Source organism: Streptomyces sp. NPDC032161 (assembly GCF_040636995.1).
Lineage (GTDB): Bacteria > Actinomycetota > Actinomycetes > Streptomycetales > Streptomycetaceae > Streptomyces.
Genome location: NZ_JBEZVN010000042.1, coordinates 26,541 through 39,983, shown reverse-complemented (window position 1 = coordinate 39,983; position 13,443 = coordinate 26,541). Strand labels below are relative to the sequence as shown.

The 13,443-nt window shown below is 69.5% G+C and carries 12 protein-coding genes and 2 pseudogenes; 6 read left to right on the top strand and 8 right to left on the bottom strand.

Annotated features, from left to right (window positions below):
* Nucleotides 1-92 precede the first annotated feature (92 nt).
* The gene (locus AB0E67_RS32745; RefSeq protein WP_362033723.1) at nucleotides 93-359 is read right to left on the bottom strand and encodes a hypothetical protein; all 267 of its coding nucleotides are present in this window, start codon (nucleotides 357-359) and stop codon (nucleotides 93-95) included.
* 348 nt (nucleotides 360-707) lie between these two features.
* The gene (locus AB0E67_RS32740) at nucleotides 708-1,664 is read right to left on the bottom strand and encodes an alpha/beta fold hydrolase (protein WP_362033720.1); all 957 of its coding nucleotides are present in this window, start codon (nucleotides 1,662-1,664) and stop codon (nucleotides 708-710) included.
* 127 nt (nucleotides 1,665-1,791) lie between these two features.
* On the opposite strand from AB0E67_RS32740, the gene AB0E67_RS32735 reads away from it, so the two are divergent.
* From AB0E67_RS32735 to AB0E67_RS32715, 5 genes are all read left to right on the top strand, one after another.
* Entirely contained in the window at nucleotides 1,792-2,418 is a 627-nt protein-coding gene (locus AB0E67_RS32735) for a TetR/AcrR family transcriptional regulator (RefSeq protein WP_362033717.1), read from the top strand.
* A gap of 1,259 nt (nucleotides 2,419-3,677) precedes the next feature.
* Complete coding sequence (locus tag AB0E67_RS32730; protein WP_362033714.1) at nucleotides 3,678-4,184, top strand: SigE family RNA polymerase sigma factor; 507 nt, start codon at nucleotides 3,678-3,680, stop codon at nucleotides 4,182-4,184.
* Nucleotides 4,185-4,195: 11 nt separating this feature from the next.
* Nucleotides 4,196-4,666 (top strand): cellulase, encoded by a 471-nt coding sequence (locus tag AB0E67_RS32725; RefSeq protein ID WP_362033711.1) that lies wholly within the window; start codon nucleotides 4,196-4,198, stop codon nucleotides 4,664-4,666.
* Between the two features lie 182 nt (nucleotides 4,667-4,848).
* Nucleotides 4,849-6,012 (top strand): bifunctional glycosyltransferase family 2/GtrA family protein, encoded by a 1,164-nt coding sequence (locus AB0E67_RS32720; RefSeq protein ID WP_362033708.1) that lies wholly within the window; start codon nucleotides 4,849-4,851, stop codon nucleotides 6,010-6,012.
* Entirely contained in the window at nucleotides 6,009-7,289 is a 1,281-nt protein-coding gene (locus AB0E67_RS32715) for a glycosyltransferase family 39 protein (protein ID WP_362033705.1), read from the top strand. The genes AB0E67_RS32720 and AB0E67_RS32715 overlap by 4 nt, the downstream gene beginning before the upstream one ends.
* Nucleotides 7,290-7,384: 95 nt before the next feature.
* Here AB0E67_RS32715 and AB0E67_RS32710 read toward each other — a convergent pair whose 3' ends face one another.
* The 5 genes and pseudogenes from AB0E67_RS32710 to AB0E67_RS32690 form a co-directional block, all read right to left on the bottom strand.
* Entirely contained in the window at nucleotides 7,385-7,609 is a 225-nt protein-coding gene (locus AB0E67_RS32710; RefSeq protein ID WP_362033703.1) for a hypothetical protein, read from the bottom strand.
* A 550-nt stretch (nucleotides 7,610-8,159) separates the two neighbouring features.
* Entirely contained in the window at nucleotides 8,160-8,714 is a 555-nt protein-coding gene (locus tag AB0E67_RS32705; RefSeq protein WP_362033700.1) for a YbaK/EbsC family protein, read from the bottom strand.
* A gap of 36 nt (nucleotides 8,715-8,750) precedes the next feature.
* Nucleotides 8,751-9,044 (bottom strand): annotated as a pseudogene (locus tag AB0E67_RS32700) (transcriptional regulator); the annotation flags it as partial.
* A 234-nt stretch (nucleotides 9,045-9,278) separates the two neighbouring features.
* Nucleotides 9,279-9,718: pseudogene (locus tag AB0E67_RS32695) on the bottom strand (DUF5937 family protein); the annotation flags it as partial.
* A gap of 48 nt (nucleotides 9,719-9,766) precedes the next feature.
* The gene (locus AB0E67_RS32690; protein ID WP_362033697.1) at nucleotides 9,767-10,960 is read right to left on the bottom strand and encodes an MFS transporter; all 1,194 of its coding nucleotides are present in this window, start codon (nucleotides 10,958-10,960) and stop codon (nucleotides 9,767-9,769) included.
* A 147-nt stretch (nucleotides 10,961-11,107) separates the two neighbouring features.
* On the opposite strand from AB0E67_RS32690, the gene AB0E67_RS32685 reads away from it, so the two are divergent.
* Complete coding sequence (locus AB0E67_RS32685) at nucleotides 11,108-11,683, top strand: TetR/AcrR family transcriptional regulator (RefSeq protein ID WP_362033694.1); 576 nt, start codon at nucleotides 11,108-11,110, stop codon at nucleotides 11,681-11,683.
* A 438-nt stretch (nucleotides 11,684-12,121) separates the two neighbouring features.
* Here AB0E67_RS32685 and AB0E67_RS32680 read toward each other — a convergent pair whose 3' ends face one another.
* Entirely contained in the window at nucleotides 12,122-12,718 is a 597-nt protein-coding gene (locus AB0E67_RS32680; RefSeq protein ID WP_362033691.1) for a hypothetical protein, read from the bottom strand.
* Between the last annotated feature and the right edge of the window lie 725 nt (nucleotides 12,719-13,443).

The window sequence follows — 13,443 nt, the reverse complement described above, 5'->3', positions numbered from 1 at the left end:
TCGTTTGTCCACACACCAACCGATGATCACGCGGTGGCCGTACCCGTTCCCGGCCGGGTACGGCCACAAGATCGCGAAACCAGACTGGAGTACTAGTTGTTGCGGGACATGACGTTGGTAACGGGCGCGGGAACCGTCTCCCGGGCCGGGCCGGTGAAGGCCTCCGGGACCACGGGCGCCGGGGCAGCGGCGGGCGCGTCGGCGGCCGGGGCGGGGAAGCGGGCGGCGAGGCCCTCCAGCAGCCGGGCGTACGCGGCGCGCTTCGGCGGCCGCGGCTCGGTCTTCCTGGTCTCCCAGTTCCCCACCGCCTCCTGGCGGGCGTCCAGCACTGTGGCGATCTGCGGATGCGGCGGCTCCATGTGGGTCGACCGGGCGTCGCGGGCCTCAGTTGTCGGCGGCTGCTGGACGGTGCACGTCGCGGTAGAGATGGAAGAGGCTGACTCGCTCGCTCTCCTCCGTGTGGCGCGGGTGAACTCGGCGGCCGGTTCAACCGCCGCACCACCGGCCAGCTCGCCGCCCACGGCATCCCGCTCACCGCGCCGGCCGCACCGTCCGCGACCCCCACCGACCCGTGCGCCGGCAGCCGCCCGGTGCCGGTCGACCGCTCCACCCTCGCCTGGTGCGCCGCCGCGCAGGTTCTCGCCGACCACACCACGCCGACATCGACCACCAGGTCCTCGCCGACACCCTGATGCGCGAGCTCGGGGTTACGTGTCGCCGTCACCGTGGTCTTTGGTCGGGTTGAGGGAGTCGACGTCCTTCATGAAGCTCAGCATCCGGGCATTGAGCAGGTCGGGGTGGTCGATCGCGGGGCCGTGGCCGGTGTCGGCGATGATCTCAGCGCGGGCTCCGCGAACCAGGCGTGGCACGCGCTCCAGTTGCCGCTTGGGATGTACGAGCAGACTTCGCTTGCCCAGAGCGAGGTAGAGCGGGGTGTTGATGGTGCGCAGCTCGTCTTCGGTCAGCGGCAGTGGCGCGGGGCGGCGTATCCGGAAGGCCCGGACGCTCGCCCGGATCCACGTGCGCAGCTCGGGAACCACGATGACCGGCTGCTCCAGCCAGGAGGCGAGGCGTGGGCGCAGCGCCTTTGGGGCGAAGGTCGCAAAGAAGCTGACGAAGATCCAGGCGAAGAAGCGCAGGCCCACTTTCTCCAGGCCGCCGGGGTCGAGCAGGGTGACCGAGGCGAGCCTGCTGGGCCTGCGGTGTGCCTGGTTGAGCACCAGCCAGCCGCCGTAGGAGGAACCGACGAGGTGAACCCGGTCGAGGCCGAGTGCGTCGAGCGCCTCTTCGAGCCACTGGGCCGCGCGCTCCGGTTGCCACATCGGTTCGCGCTGGACACTGCGACCGGGATCGCCGGGAGTGTCCAGGGCGTACACGGGGCGTTCGGCGCTGAGCCCGGGGGTGTTGGGGTACCACTGGGCGGAGCAGCCTCCGGACCCGTGGATCAGGACGATCGGCGTACGGGACTCGTCAGCGGGGTCCGTCGGGCCGTACCGGTAGACGTGCGTGGTGCCAAAGCTCGTCTCCACGTCCGTCTCGAAGCGGGAGGGTGCTCCCATGTCGTAGAGGACGTCGCAGGTGGCGAAGTACCGGTCGCGCAAGGTGTCGTTCACGTAGTGACCGATGTCGCGGCGTGGGCTGGTTCGGGTCGTGTGCGCGGACACAGGGCGCCTCCGGAGAGATCGATTCTTTGTGGTACGACCGTACCATGATGATGGTACGGCGGTACCATGGAAAGGTCCGGAAAGGTCTGGACCGGGAACTGACCACCGTCGGGCGGAGATACGACCCATGCCAAAGCTCGTGGACCACGAGGAGCGCCGCACCCAGATCGCCGAGGCCCTCATCCGGGTCGCCGGACGGCGCGGACTGCACGCGGTCGGCATGCGCGACGTGGCCGCCGAGGCCGGAGTGTCACTGCGGCTCGTGCAGTACTACTTCCACACGAAGGAGAAACTGCTCTTCTACGGACTGCAGCATCTGACCGGCCTCTTCACCGCACGCGTGAGCGCCGGCCTTCGCCCCGACGGCCAGGACCCGGGCCCGCGCGCGACCATCGAGGCGCTGCTCCTGACCTCCCTCCCGACCGACGAGGAGAGCCGCACCTTCCACCTCCTCTACACTTCGTACGCGATCCTGTCCGTGACCGACGGGGCACTCGCCGCCGAGCCCTTCATCGACAACCCCGACGCCGCCGAGCACGCCCTGACCCGCCTGCTGCAACAAGCACGGAAAACCGGTCTGGCCGACCCCGACATCGACGCGCGCACGGAGGCGATCAGCCTCCTGGCCATGGCGGCGGCCATGGGGACCAGCATCCTCGTGGGCCAGCGGGAGCCGGAGTCGGCCATCGCAGTACTGCGCCACCACCTAGACCGGATCTTCGTGGGAACCGGGTGGTCGCCGCCACTCACATGATCTCGGTGGCAGCCGTCGTGCCGGTCGATCCGGTGTATTCGCTCACTGGGCACCTTGCTCCTCTGCCGGGCCTGAGGCCTGCTGAGGCAAGCCCCGGCTGCCCGCTTTCGAGCTTCGCGCCAGCCAGGTCAGCGCCTGCATCTCCTGCGCGGCACCCCCTGGGCACCGTGGACGGACAGGGGTGCGGGCGGTCCTCCGGTATGGGGCCGGTCACCGGGGCGCGCCGGTGCCAGGTGTCGGCGGTCACCCAGGAGAGGACGACGGTGGCGAACTACTCGCGGGCCTCGGTTCCGAGAGCCACTGGTCGAAGGACACGTGGCTGGGCACCTGGCAACCCGCGTAGCGGGTTCTGGGCGGAGAGGCACGGGGCGAGCCTGCCGCAGGGTGATGTCGCCGCCCTCGAAAGGCGTACCAGGTCGTTGACGTGGCAGCTGCCGCTCGCCAAGGCCTGGGACAGCGGCGCCTCCGCCTGGACCCGGCCCGGCGCGATGCCTACGCCAACGACCTCGGCCAGGCCTCCGGCTTCGTCGCCGTCACCGCCCGGACGTCCCCGCACCACCACCGGCGCCGAAACCGCCGACCTGCTGAAAGACCTCACCGAACGCATCCAGGCGACGTTCGTGTACGCGGGCATCGACGTCACCACGACCGCCTTGTTTCAGCGGTGTGCGTGGGGCGCAGCTCGCCGAACGTGCGAGCCTGGAGGAATGCGGTGCGTTCCCGGGGCGGCCCGGGAAACACGAGCCGTTCAAGGAGCTGATCACGGCAGTAGAAGCCGCACTCGATCTCCGCGCGCAATGGGTAGGGCCCCTCCCCCGCCACGCCGCCTGCCTCCACCAGCGCGCCGCTGGACGGATCGGGAGCCTGACCGGCTCCTACGCCAAGCCGCGATCACCGCGATCCTCGACGGTAGCGAACGCATCACGAAGACCGGCCTCGACCGGATCCGTATCGATCACCTCGCCGAACCCACCACCGCCCCGCACCCTGTCTCAACAAAGCCGCAGCAACCCCAGACCAGGCCCCGATCCCACACCCTCGAAACCCACCCGCCCGTGCTCTCAATCGACCATCAACACCCCAGCTCGCAAACCACCCAACACCGCAACCAACCCACCCGCCAACGACACGGGAGGAGCGTCTCGCGCTCCTCGTCGACATGCCCTGTGATCCAGATCACGGTCTTCAGGTGCATCGCGGGTCGCACGCCAGTGCCTTTTACAGGGTGTAGGCAACCGGCGAGAACAGGAACAGTGCGAATGGAGCAGAGTCGAGCCCGCGCGTTCGACGAGTTCGTGGCTGCCCGCTGGTCGGTGCTGCTCCACCTGGCGCGTCTGCTCGTCGGAGGCGATCGGCATCGGGCCGAGGACTTGTTGCAGGAGTCCTTGGTCAAGCTCTGGTTCGTCTGGCCCAAGGTCGCGGATGACGCACCGGAGCCGTACGTCCGCAAGGTGATGATGCGTGCGGCGGCACGCTCGGGACAGCGGCGTTGGTGGGGTGAACGCCCCGTCGAACAGCTCCCCGAGGCGGCGGCGGTCGGCGATGTGTCCGCGGACGTGGCGGAGCGTTCTCGACTGGAGGCCGCGCTGGCCCAGTTGTCGCCGAAGCAGAGGGTGGCGGTGGTACTGCGCTACTACCAGGACCTGCCCGAGGGGCAGGTGGCGGAGGCACTCGGATGCCCGGTGGGCACGGCTCGGTCCCACGCCTCGCGCGGAGTGGCGCAGCTGAGGCAGCTCCTGGGCAATATGAACGAGCCGGCGCGGTGAAGGAGAACCCCATGGATCACTTCGAGCGGCAGCTGGCACAGATGATGCGCGACACCGAGGCGCCCGCACCGTTCGAGCCGAAGCACCGGGAACGTCTCTGGGCGGGGGTGCGTGCCCGGCGTCGGAGACGAGCCGCGCAGAGCGCAGTCGGCTCCGTCCTGGCCGTCGTCGGCCTCAGTGTCGGGCTGACCCTGCTGCCCGGCCATGCGGCCCGGGTCGAGCCCAGCCACCCCGCACCACAGCCCGCGACGAGCCCGTCGCCGTCCGCCTCGCCCGCGACACCCGACCCGTCCCTGAGCACGCCCCCCTCCTCGGGCACCTCCACCGCCCCCGCACCCCCGGACGAGACCGCCGCAATCATGCCGCCGGGCACGGCCGGGAGTACACCCACCACCATCGAGACCCCACCGGGGAGCACGGAGAGCACGTCGCCGCCCTCGACCTTGGCCCCGCCTTCGGATACGGCGACCCCGCGGAACTAGTGCCGCTCCCGGCACTGGCCGTCGACCGCCTCACCCTCACCCATCACCCCGTAACGCCATAGCACACCGTCGCCCCGAGCGTCTTCGGCCCGCCCCGCACCAGGCCACAAAAAGGACAAATCATGAGAAAACAAGGGTCACTTGTCCTGAAGGACCCAAGCCGACTGCCGCACCGCGCACCAGTGGCGACACACCATCCGGAGCCCGTCCTGGACGTGGTCGTCCCCGTGTTCAATGAGGAGAGAGATTTGGAGCCGAGCGTACGGCGGCTCCACGCGCACCTGTGCGAGACCTTCCCCTATCCGTTCCGCATCACCATCGCCGACAACGCCAGTACGGACAGCACCCCGCAAATCGCCGCTCGGCTGGCAGCCGAACTGCCCGAAGCACAGTGGCTTCGGCTGGCCGAGAAGGGGCGCGGCCGGGCGCTGCGTACCGCCTGGTCGCACTCGTCGGCCCCCGTACTCGCGTACATGGACGTGGACCTGTCCACGGAACTGACGGCGTTGCTGCCGCTCGTGGCCCCGCTGCTCTCCGGCCACTCCGATATCGCCATCGGCACCCGCCTGGCCCCCGGTTCCCGGGTGGTGCGCGGCCCCAAGCGAGAGATCACCTCTCGTTGCTACAACGCCCTCCTGCGCTCCGTCCTCGCCGTGGGCTTCTCCGACGCGCAATGCGGGTTCAAGGCGGTGCGGCGTGATGTGGCCGAGCGACTGCTGCCCCTCATACAGGACTCGGAGTGGTTCTTCGACACCGAACTGCTGGTGATCGCCGAGCGTGCCGGGCTGCGCATCCATGAGGTACCGGTCGACTGGGTGGATGATCCCGACACTCGGGTCGACATCCTCACCACGGCACTGGCCGACCTGCGCGGCATCGCCAGGATCGGCAAGGCACTGGCGCGAAACACACTGCTGCCGGGCGGGTCGCTCCGCGACGGTGACGCCGACGCACCGGGCAGGCTCGCCACCCAACTCATATGCTTCGCCGCCGTAGGAGCCGTCAGCACCCTCGCGTACCTGCTCCTCTACGCGGCACTGCGCCCGGTGGCCGGATCCCAGGCCGCCAACGCACTTGCGCTGCTGGTCTGCGCCGTCGCCAACACGGCCGTGAACAGGCGGCTCACCTTCGGTCTCCGTGGCCGCGGCGGTGTGCTGCGCCACCAGAGCAGGGGCCTGGTCGTCCTCCTGATCGGCCTGGCGCTCACCGGCGGATCGCTCGCCGCCCTGCACCAAGCGGTGCCCTCGGCCGGGCAGGCCATCGAACTCGCCGTACTCCTCACCGCCAACCTGGCCGCGACACTGCTGCGGTTCCTGTTCTTCCGAGCGTGGGTGTTCCGCGCATGACCAGGACCACCCCCCGTACGACCGCGACCGGCACCCCGAGCTGGAACGCCAGGCTGCCGCAGCAGCCTGCCACCACGGGCCCCGACCGCCGGCGCCGCCTGCGCCGCGCAGCCGGGCACTACGGCCCCGTACTGGCCGTCTACGGCGCACTCAAGTTCATCGGCTTCGCCGCCTTCATGTGGCTGCTGCACTCCGCCGGGGACTACCGCACGAAGCACCCGCGCTTCGGCGGCGGCACCCGCCCGTGGGACGTCCTGGCCAGCTGGGACGGCTGGTGGTACCAGCAGATCGCCACACACGGATACGACCCTCAGCTGGTCCCGATCCCCGGCGCCACCGGCCCGATCACCCTCGAAGGGAACTCGGCGGCGTTCTTCCCGCTCTACCCGGCGCTGATGCGGCTGGTCTCCGAGCTCACCGGCCTCGGCGTGTACGGCGCCGGCCTACTGGTCTCCGTCGTCGCCTCCTTGGCCGCCGCCCTGGGCATCTACGCCGTCACCGAACGCCTCGGCGGCAGAAGGGCCGGGCTGGCCGCGGCCGGACTCTGGGCCGTCTGGCCCGGTTCCGGCGTGGAGTGGGCGGTCTACTCCGACTCCCTCTTCGTGGCCCTGGCCGTCTGGTCCTGTCATGCCGTCCTGAGCCGCCGCTGGCTCACCGCCGGTCTCCTCACCTGCGTGGCAGGGCTCAACCGGCCCACCGCCGTGGCGCTGATCGCCGCCGTCGCCGTCGCGGCCCTGCTCGCGCTCCACCGTCACCAGGACGGCATCCTGCGTCCGGTGGCCGCGATGGCCGTCGCCCCGCTCGGCCTCCTCGCCTATCTCGGCTGGGTGGGTCACCAAATGGGCGACTACGGCGGCTACTTCAAGCTTCAGTCCGATGCCTGGGCCCACGAGTGGGACTACGGCCGGCACACCCTCGACGTCCTCACATCCGTCCCGGTGGGTCACTCCGACTATCTCTCCGCCTGGCCCTTCGCAGACCTGATCGGCGTCGGTGTCGTCCTGCTCGCGCTCGCACTGCTCTCGCTGCTGATCCGGCTGCGTCCCCCAGCCGTCCTGATGGTCTACACCGTCCTCACCCTCGTCCTCGTCCTGGGCAGCCAGCAGATATTCGCCAACGTCTCCCGCTATCTGCTCCCCCTCTTCCCGCTCTTCCTCCCGCTCGCCCTCGCCCTGCGCCGCCTCAGCCTGCCCCTCCAGCTCATGCTCCTCGGCATCGCAGCCCTGGCCTCCGGCTCGTACGCGGGCTACGGCCTTTTCGAACTCGGCGTCCCGTAACCGACGGACCCAGGACGTCCAGGTTGTCCGCACCGCTCGACGACACCGTGGTCCGACTACGCCTTGCTGGACACCCCGGAAGGCGCGTCGGATCATCACGGCCTGGTCGTGGGGACTGTAGAACGTTCGGCCCGGATGAAGTCGATCACGTGGACGAGGACCTCGGGTCGGCGCGCGGTTTCGTCGCACAGGGCGCGGATCTCCGCTTCGTCGACCTCGCCATACGGTCCGTCGAACAGCGTGTGGCAGTTCGGGCAGAGGGGCACGACGTTGCCGAGGTGTTGGCCTGCTACCGGTTGCTCGACGAATTCTTCCAGCACTGCAACCGTGTCTGGCGTGGCAGTGTGCCGTCGTTGTTCCCGTCATCCGTACCGGGCGCCGATGGCACGGCTCACCGCCGTAGCCGGCACCGGAGAACTACGCCTCGGAATCGCCGAGCCCGGTGCCCGGGCCCGGGCCCGGTTGTCCAGAGCATCATGACCACCCATCGAACCAGCGCGAGGGCCGGACCGGACGAGTGAATCGTGCGGGCCCTGACCCTACCGTCGTCCCCGGGCACGAACCCCGCTTGCGGCTGCTCCTGCTCGTCACCGCCTTCACCGTCAGTCCGTTCACCGCTTCCGCGGCCCTGGGCCGTGCCGTCCGGTGGACCGGACGGCACGCTGTCATCGCACGGGGCGCGGTCGTCCCGCGTGATGGTGATCGGGTGCCCCACCGAGAGCGCCTGCCTGCTCTGCGCAGGTATTCAAGCGTGGGATGGACGGCTCGTGTTCCGGAGCATCAGCGCCGCCGGGCCCTTGTCGCCAGGCCTGCGACCCGGGGGCACAACGAGGCGCGGGAGGATCGCGTGCCGAGCTCGCCGTTCTCCGTTCAGACGCCCAGTCCTTCCAGCACGACCGCGCCCGGCAGTTCGGCGAACACCTTGCCCGGCACCAGTAGTTTGCCGCGCCGCCGGCCGCTGCCGACCAGGACGTAGGGCAGGTCGACGACGGCCGCGTCCACCAATAGGGGCCAGCCGGCGGGCAGTCCGAGGGGGGTGACGCCGCCGTACTCCATGCCGGTCTCGCCCGTCGCCGTCTCCATCGGGGCGAACGAGGCCTTGCGGGCGCCCAGGTGGCGGCGGACCACGCCGTTGACGTCGACGCGGGTGGTCGACAGGACCAGGCACGCGGCGAGCGTGGTCTCGCCGCCCCGCTTGCCCGCGACCACCACGCAGTTCGCCGACCGCTCGGTCAGATCACTGCCGTAGTGCTCCAGGAAGACCGCGGTGTCGGCCCAACGCGGGTCAGTGTCGACGTAGAGGACGTGGTCGGCGGGAATGCCGACCTGCCAGTTCCGTACGGCGTCAGCCACCGGAGCGGCCAGTTCGTCCAGGCAGTCCGGGGCCGGGGTCGCGGTCTCGAAGTCTCCGATAGGTGCGCGCATGGCCGCACGCTAACAAGGAACTGGGCCGGACGCAGAGCCGTCGACGGCGAGGGTGAGCTCGCCCGCCGTGACGTGGACCAGCCCGACGAGGCCGGCCGGGTGCGGCTCCGCCGCGCTCTCGTCCTCCGGGGCACCAGCACCCAATCCCAGATCTCCAAGGGGCCGAGGCCCCCGGTGCCCGCGAGGAGCCGGATATGGCTGCCGGACTCGGAGTGCCACAGCCGCACCGCCCGCTCGGCGCGGACGACGCGCACCCTGGGCCCGCGCGTAGCCGAGCAGGGCAGTGATGCCGGCGTCGAGCGCGTCGCCGATCCTGACCGCGATGCCGATGCAGAGTTCGCGGCCCTGGCCGTGCCCGGAGGCCGTCAACGGGCTCGGAACTGGACCGCTGCCTGCGGTTCGCCAAGGAGGACCGGGCACGGTACGTATCGTGGGACACCCAACGACATCGAGCAGAAGAGTACTGGGTTGAGCAGTACGGCAACGGGGGCGCCCTCGTCGACGTGTCCCTGGTGAACGGATTCTCTTCCTCCGGCACACCTGAACTGCTCAACTTCGGGCGGATCAGCTGCGGTTGAGAACCAGGTCCGACAATTCCCGCCACCGCGGACAGGACCGGTATCGATACCGGGTCGGCAGGTCTGCGCCCGGCGTCGTCATCTCGGGCAGGGTGAGGGGGTAGTGGGCGTAGCGCCCGTGCCGCCGGGTGGTGAGCAGGCCCGCACGGCACAGGACGGCGAGGTGGTGGAAGACCTCCGGGGGCGAAAGTTCCCATGCGTGGGTCAGCCCGCCGGTGGTGTGCGGGCCGCGGGCCGGGGTGCGCAACTGCCGCAGTCGCACCGGATGGGCGAGTGCCTCCAGCCGTAGTGCGACCGTTTCCAGCGGTACCGGCTCTGATGGACTCGGCTCGGCGACGGGGTACTGCACCACCGGCTGCCGTGCAGGCGCATGGACACGGCCAGGTGCGGGCGGCCGAAGACAGGGGGGATGGAGGTGCCCCCGGTTCCGTGTGCGGCGGACCGGTAGTAGCCGTGGCGGAATCGGGCTCGGTGTCAGGTGACAGAGGGGCGTCTCAGGAGCACGGCCGGGAGAAGTAGTGCTGTGCCTGCGATGATCGCGGTCCAGAACCCGTTGCTCGCGCCGAGGCCGTCGATCAGGGGACCGGCGGCTGCAGGGCCGATCGCGGTGCCGAGGCTCAAGCCCGCGGTCGACCACGTGAGAGCCTCGGTGAGCGAAGCCTGAGGGACATTCTTCTCGATGAGCTGAGAACTGAGGATCATGGTGGGGGCGAAGAAGAGGCCGGCGATGAAGACCGTGATGGACAGTGCGCTGATCGATCCGACGAACACCATGGGTACGGTGGTGAGCGCGGTGGCGATGAGTCCGATCCGCAGGAGCCCACTGATCGGGCGCGTGATCGTCCTGCTGCCGAACACGAAGCCCGAGAGGCATGATCCTGCCGCGTAGACGGACAGCACGACGCTTGCCAGTGCCGTGTTGCCCCCGGCCTCGGCGAACGCGACGGAGACGACGTCGACGGTGCCGATGATCACTCCCATCGCCGTCATGGCGACCACGATGACGGCCACGGTCGGATCTGAGAGAACGTGAAGGAAACCCGGCCGGCTCGGTCGCTCATCGGACAGCGACCCTGCGGTGGGCGGCTCGGTACGGCGTTGCACAGTCAGCCACACTGTTCCCGCCAGCAGGAAGATGCTCGCGGCGACAGGTCCCGCCTGGGGGAAGAGAGCGACGCTGAGACCTATGGAGAGAGGAGGCCCGAGGATGAAACAGACCTCATCGAGCACGGTCTCCCAGGAGTACGCGGTGTGCGTGTCGCCCGAGTCACGAAGGATGTGGCTCCAGCGGGATCGCACCAACGCCGGGGCGCTCGGCGTCACACCGGCCAGCAGGGCGAACACGAACAAGAGCGCTTCAGGTCCGTCGGACGCCGAGACGGTGGCCATCGCCCAGACGCAGGCGGCGCTGGAGATCGCGACGGGGACGACGATGCGGCGTTGCCCGTACCGGTCGACCAGGCGGGCCACCTGTGGTGAGGCGACAGCGGCGACCAGGGTGTAACAGGCGGCCAGCGCGCCTGCCAGGGCATAGCTGCCGTGGGTCCGGGAGACCATCGTGATGACCCCGACGCCGAGCATCGACAACGGCATGCGCGCGAGCACCCCTGCGATGGTCATCGGGGTGGCACCGGGGTGCCGGAACAGCGTCGCGTATCGAGTGAACACGATTCTCCTACCTGCCGGACCGGACGCAGACCTCATTCACATACGCCGCGTATGCGAATGAAGCTAATTGACATACGCCGCGTATGTCAATTACGTTCTGCGGTACCGAGGGACGGAGGAGCCGTGGGCCGCAGGACCCGTGCGGAGATGCTGGATGCGACCAGACAAGCCCTGATCGATGCCGGTCGGCGCCACTTCGGCGATGCCGGCTACGCGGCGACGTCGATGGACGATCTGACGGCCTCGGCTTCGTTGACCAGGGGGGCGCTGTACCACCATTTCGGCGGCAAGAGTGGCCTGCTCGCCGCAGTGGTGGAGGCGGTGGACGCGGAACTGGGTGCGAGCCTGAATGCTGCGGCAGCCGAAGCTCCGGACCCGCTGGGCGCGCTTGCGGCTCGTTGTGCGGCCTACATCGAACTCACCCAGGCGCCGGACGTACAGCAGATCATCTTCCACGATGCCCCGGCCGTGCTGCCCGATGCAGTCGAGTCGTCCACCGCGTCCTGCATAAGGTCGATCGCCGAAGCGATCGACCGCGCGCAACGCGCCGGGAACCTCACGGCACAGGTGCGCGCCTCGACCCTGGCCGTGCTCCTCAACGGTGCGCTGGTCGATGCCTCACGCTGGGTCGCAGCAGGCCGCACGGAGGATCACGCAGCCCGGCAGGCGGAAGCGATCGCCACGGCACGTCTGATCGTCGCCCGTCTCGGCAGCCAGCGATGAGCTCTTGGCTGCTGCCGGACCTGCCTTGCGGAGCTTGAGCGTTCTTCGGTGCTGGGATCGGATTCCAGGGCGCGGTGTACGAGTCGTTGGGGCGAACGATCACGACGCTCCCTGCCGAACTCACGCGCCTGGTCGAACCATCGTGGGCGGAGCCGTTCACACGGTTGGTCGGCGGCAACATCGTTGTCACCGCCGTCCTCGCTGCCAGCCCGGAACGCGACGTTCGGCACTTGGCCGAGTTCTCGCATCAGCCGCAGTATCTCGCGGTCTCTCGCACTCACCCGCTCGCTGCGAAAGAACGCGTCGCCTCGGCCGAACTTGTCGGTGTCGGCGGAGACTTCTGCGGCGAGCCGCCGACGGTCCGGCGGTGTACGCGGGCGTGCGCGGGACCCTGCGCACGCCCGCCTGTGCGCGCCACGGCGCTCGGGCCCTGCGGCTCTACGTAAGCAGCACGGAGCTGGCGTGGTCGTTCATCGCGTTGCCGACCCAGCCCACACTGCTGGTGTACTTCTGACTCGCGCCCGTGAGACTGATGTTCTCGAACAGCTCGACCTGACAATTGCCCGAAGCGATCAACGAGGAAGTCAGGTTGTCAAAACGGTAGAACTCGGAGCCGAGGTCGGAATAGGCAAATCGGCTGCCGACGCCGCACGGAACGTACATCGTGAGGGTCAGGGACTGGCCGGAGTAGTTGCCGTGCTCGTAGAGGACGGCGCCGATGGTCTGACTGGACGTTGCGGTGGTGCGCGAGGCGGGTGTGTTGGCGGCGGTCTTGGCGGGCGCGTTGAGCTTTGCCAGGAACTCTTTGTCCGTGGCGGCCTTCTGGGGTGTGGCGGGGGCGTCGGTGATGCGGCCGCCGGTCGCCGCGGCAATGCTCTCGCGGAAGGTGTCGTAGCAGGTGGTCTTCTGCGTGACGGCGTCGGCGACGCAGTGGGGACCTTCCTTGGCCCGGTGCGCCTCGGGGGTCTGTACCGCGCCGGCCGGGGCCGGCGCCATGAACACGGCCGCGCACGCAGCGGCCACGAGCCCGGTCAAGCCTGTTCTCACTCGCATTGCTTCCTCATTTCCAAAGGGGGCGGCAAGGCTGCTCCGTACGCGAAATGGCCTCGCCCGAGAGGGTCTGCCGGGGCAGAAGAGGGATCACCGGCCGCAGAGGTTGCTTCGCTCTACCGCGCCTTGACTGAAGCCGAAGCGGCCGCCCCGGGCGCTTCGCCCGCCACTGATCGACTCCGGCACACACGAGAGGCCCGGCGGTCTCTGACGGCACCGCTCAGCCTCTACCGGGGCTTGAGTGCAGGGTGACGGGCCCGAGGCCTTCGCCGCAATCGGCCTCGACTCGGGGCGCGGGCGGGGCGCGCGGCGGCTCGCCGCGATGGACGTGGTCCTGCCCGGCCGTGCGGCCGGTCAGGACGGCCGGGTTCCCGCCGCGGGCGGCGCTACTTCGCCGGGCGGTGTCCGATCACGACCCCGTCACGCCGCGGACCGTGGTCCAGGAGGCGACGCCGTATTCGCAGATGATGGTGCCGGTGCCGCGCTGGCACCAGTAGTCTGCGTGCGCCGGGGTGGCGGCGACAGCCGTACCTGCGATGACCGCGGCGGTGAGGACGGCAGCCCTGATTCTCTTCAGTGCGGGTCTTTCTGCGCTTGTGCGGATGCTGTGCCCGATCGGCCCGGACGGGGGTTTGAACCGGGCCGATCGGCAGACCCCACCCTGAAGCAAGCATCTGACGTTTCGCGTGTGTCCTGCTGACGTCCGGCTG

What these genes read in the sequence shown, in the direction of transcription:
- AB0E67_RS32745 (WP_362033723.1), bottom strand. Translation starts at nt 359, where the DNA reads ATGGAGCCGCCGCATCCGCAGATCGCCACAGTGCTGGACGCCCGCCAG.
- AB0E67_RS32715 (WP_362033705.1), top strand. Translation starts at nt 6,009, where the DNA reads ATGACCAGGACCACCCCCCGTACGACCGCGACCGGCACCCCGAGCTGG.
- AB0E67_RS32735 (WP_362033717.1), top strand. Translation starts at nt 1,792, where the DNA reads ATGCCAAAGCTCGTGGACCACGAGGAGCGCCGCACCCAGATCGCCGAG.
- AB0E67_RS32705 (WP_362033700.1), bottom strand. Translation starts at nt 8,714, where the DNA reads ATGCGCGCACCTATCGGAGACTTCGAGACCGCGACCCCGGCCCCGGAC.
- AB0E67_RS32725 (WP_362033711.1), top strand. Translation starts at nt 4,196, where the DNA reads ATGGATCACTTCGAGCGGCAGCTGGCACAGATGATGCGCGACACCGAG.
- AB0E67_RS32730 (WP_362033714.1), top strand. Translation starts at nt 3,678, where the DNA reads ATGGAGCAGAGTCGAGCCCGCGCGTTCGACGAGTTCGTGGCTGCCCGC.
- AB0E67_RS32685 (WP_362033694.1), top strand. Translation starts at nt 11,108, where the DNA reads ATGCTGGATGCGACCAGACAAGCCCTGATCGATGCCGGTCGGCGCCAC.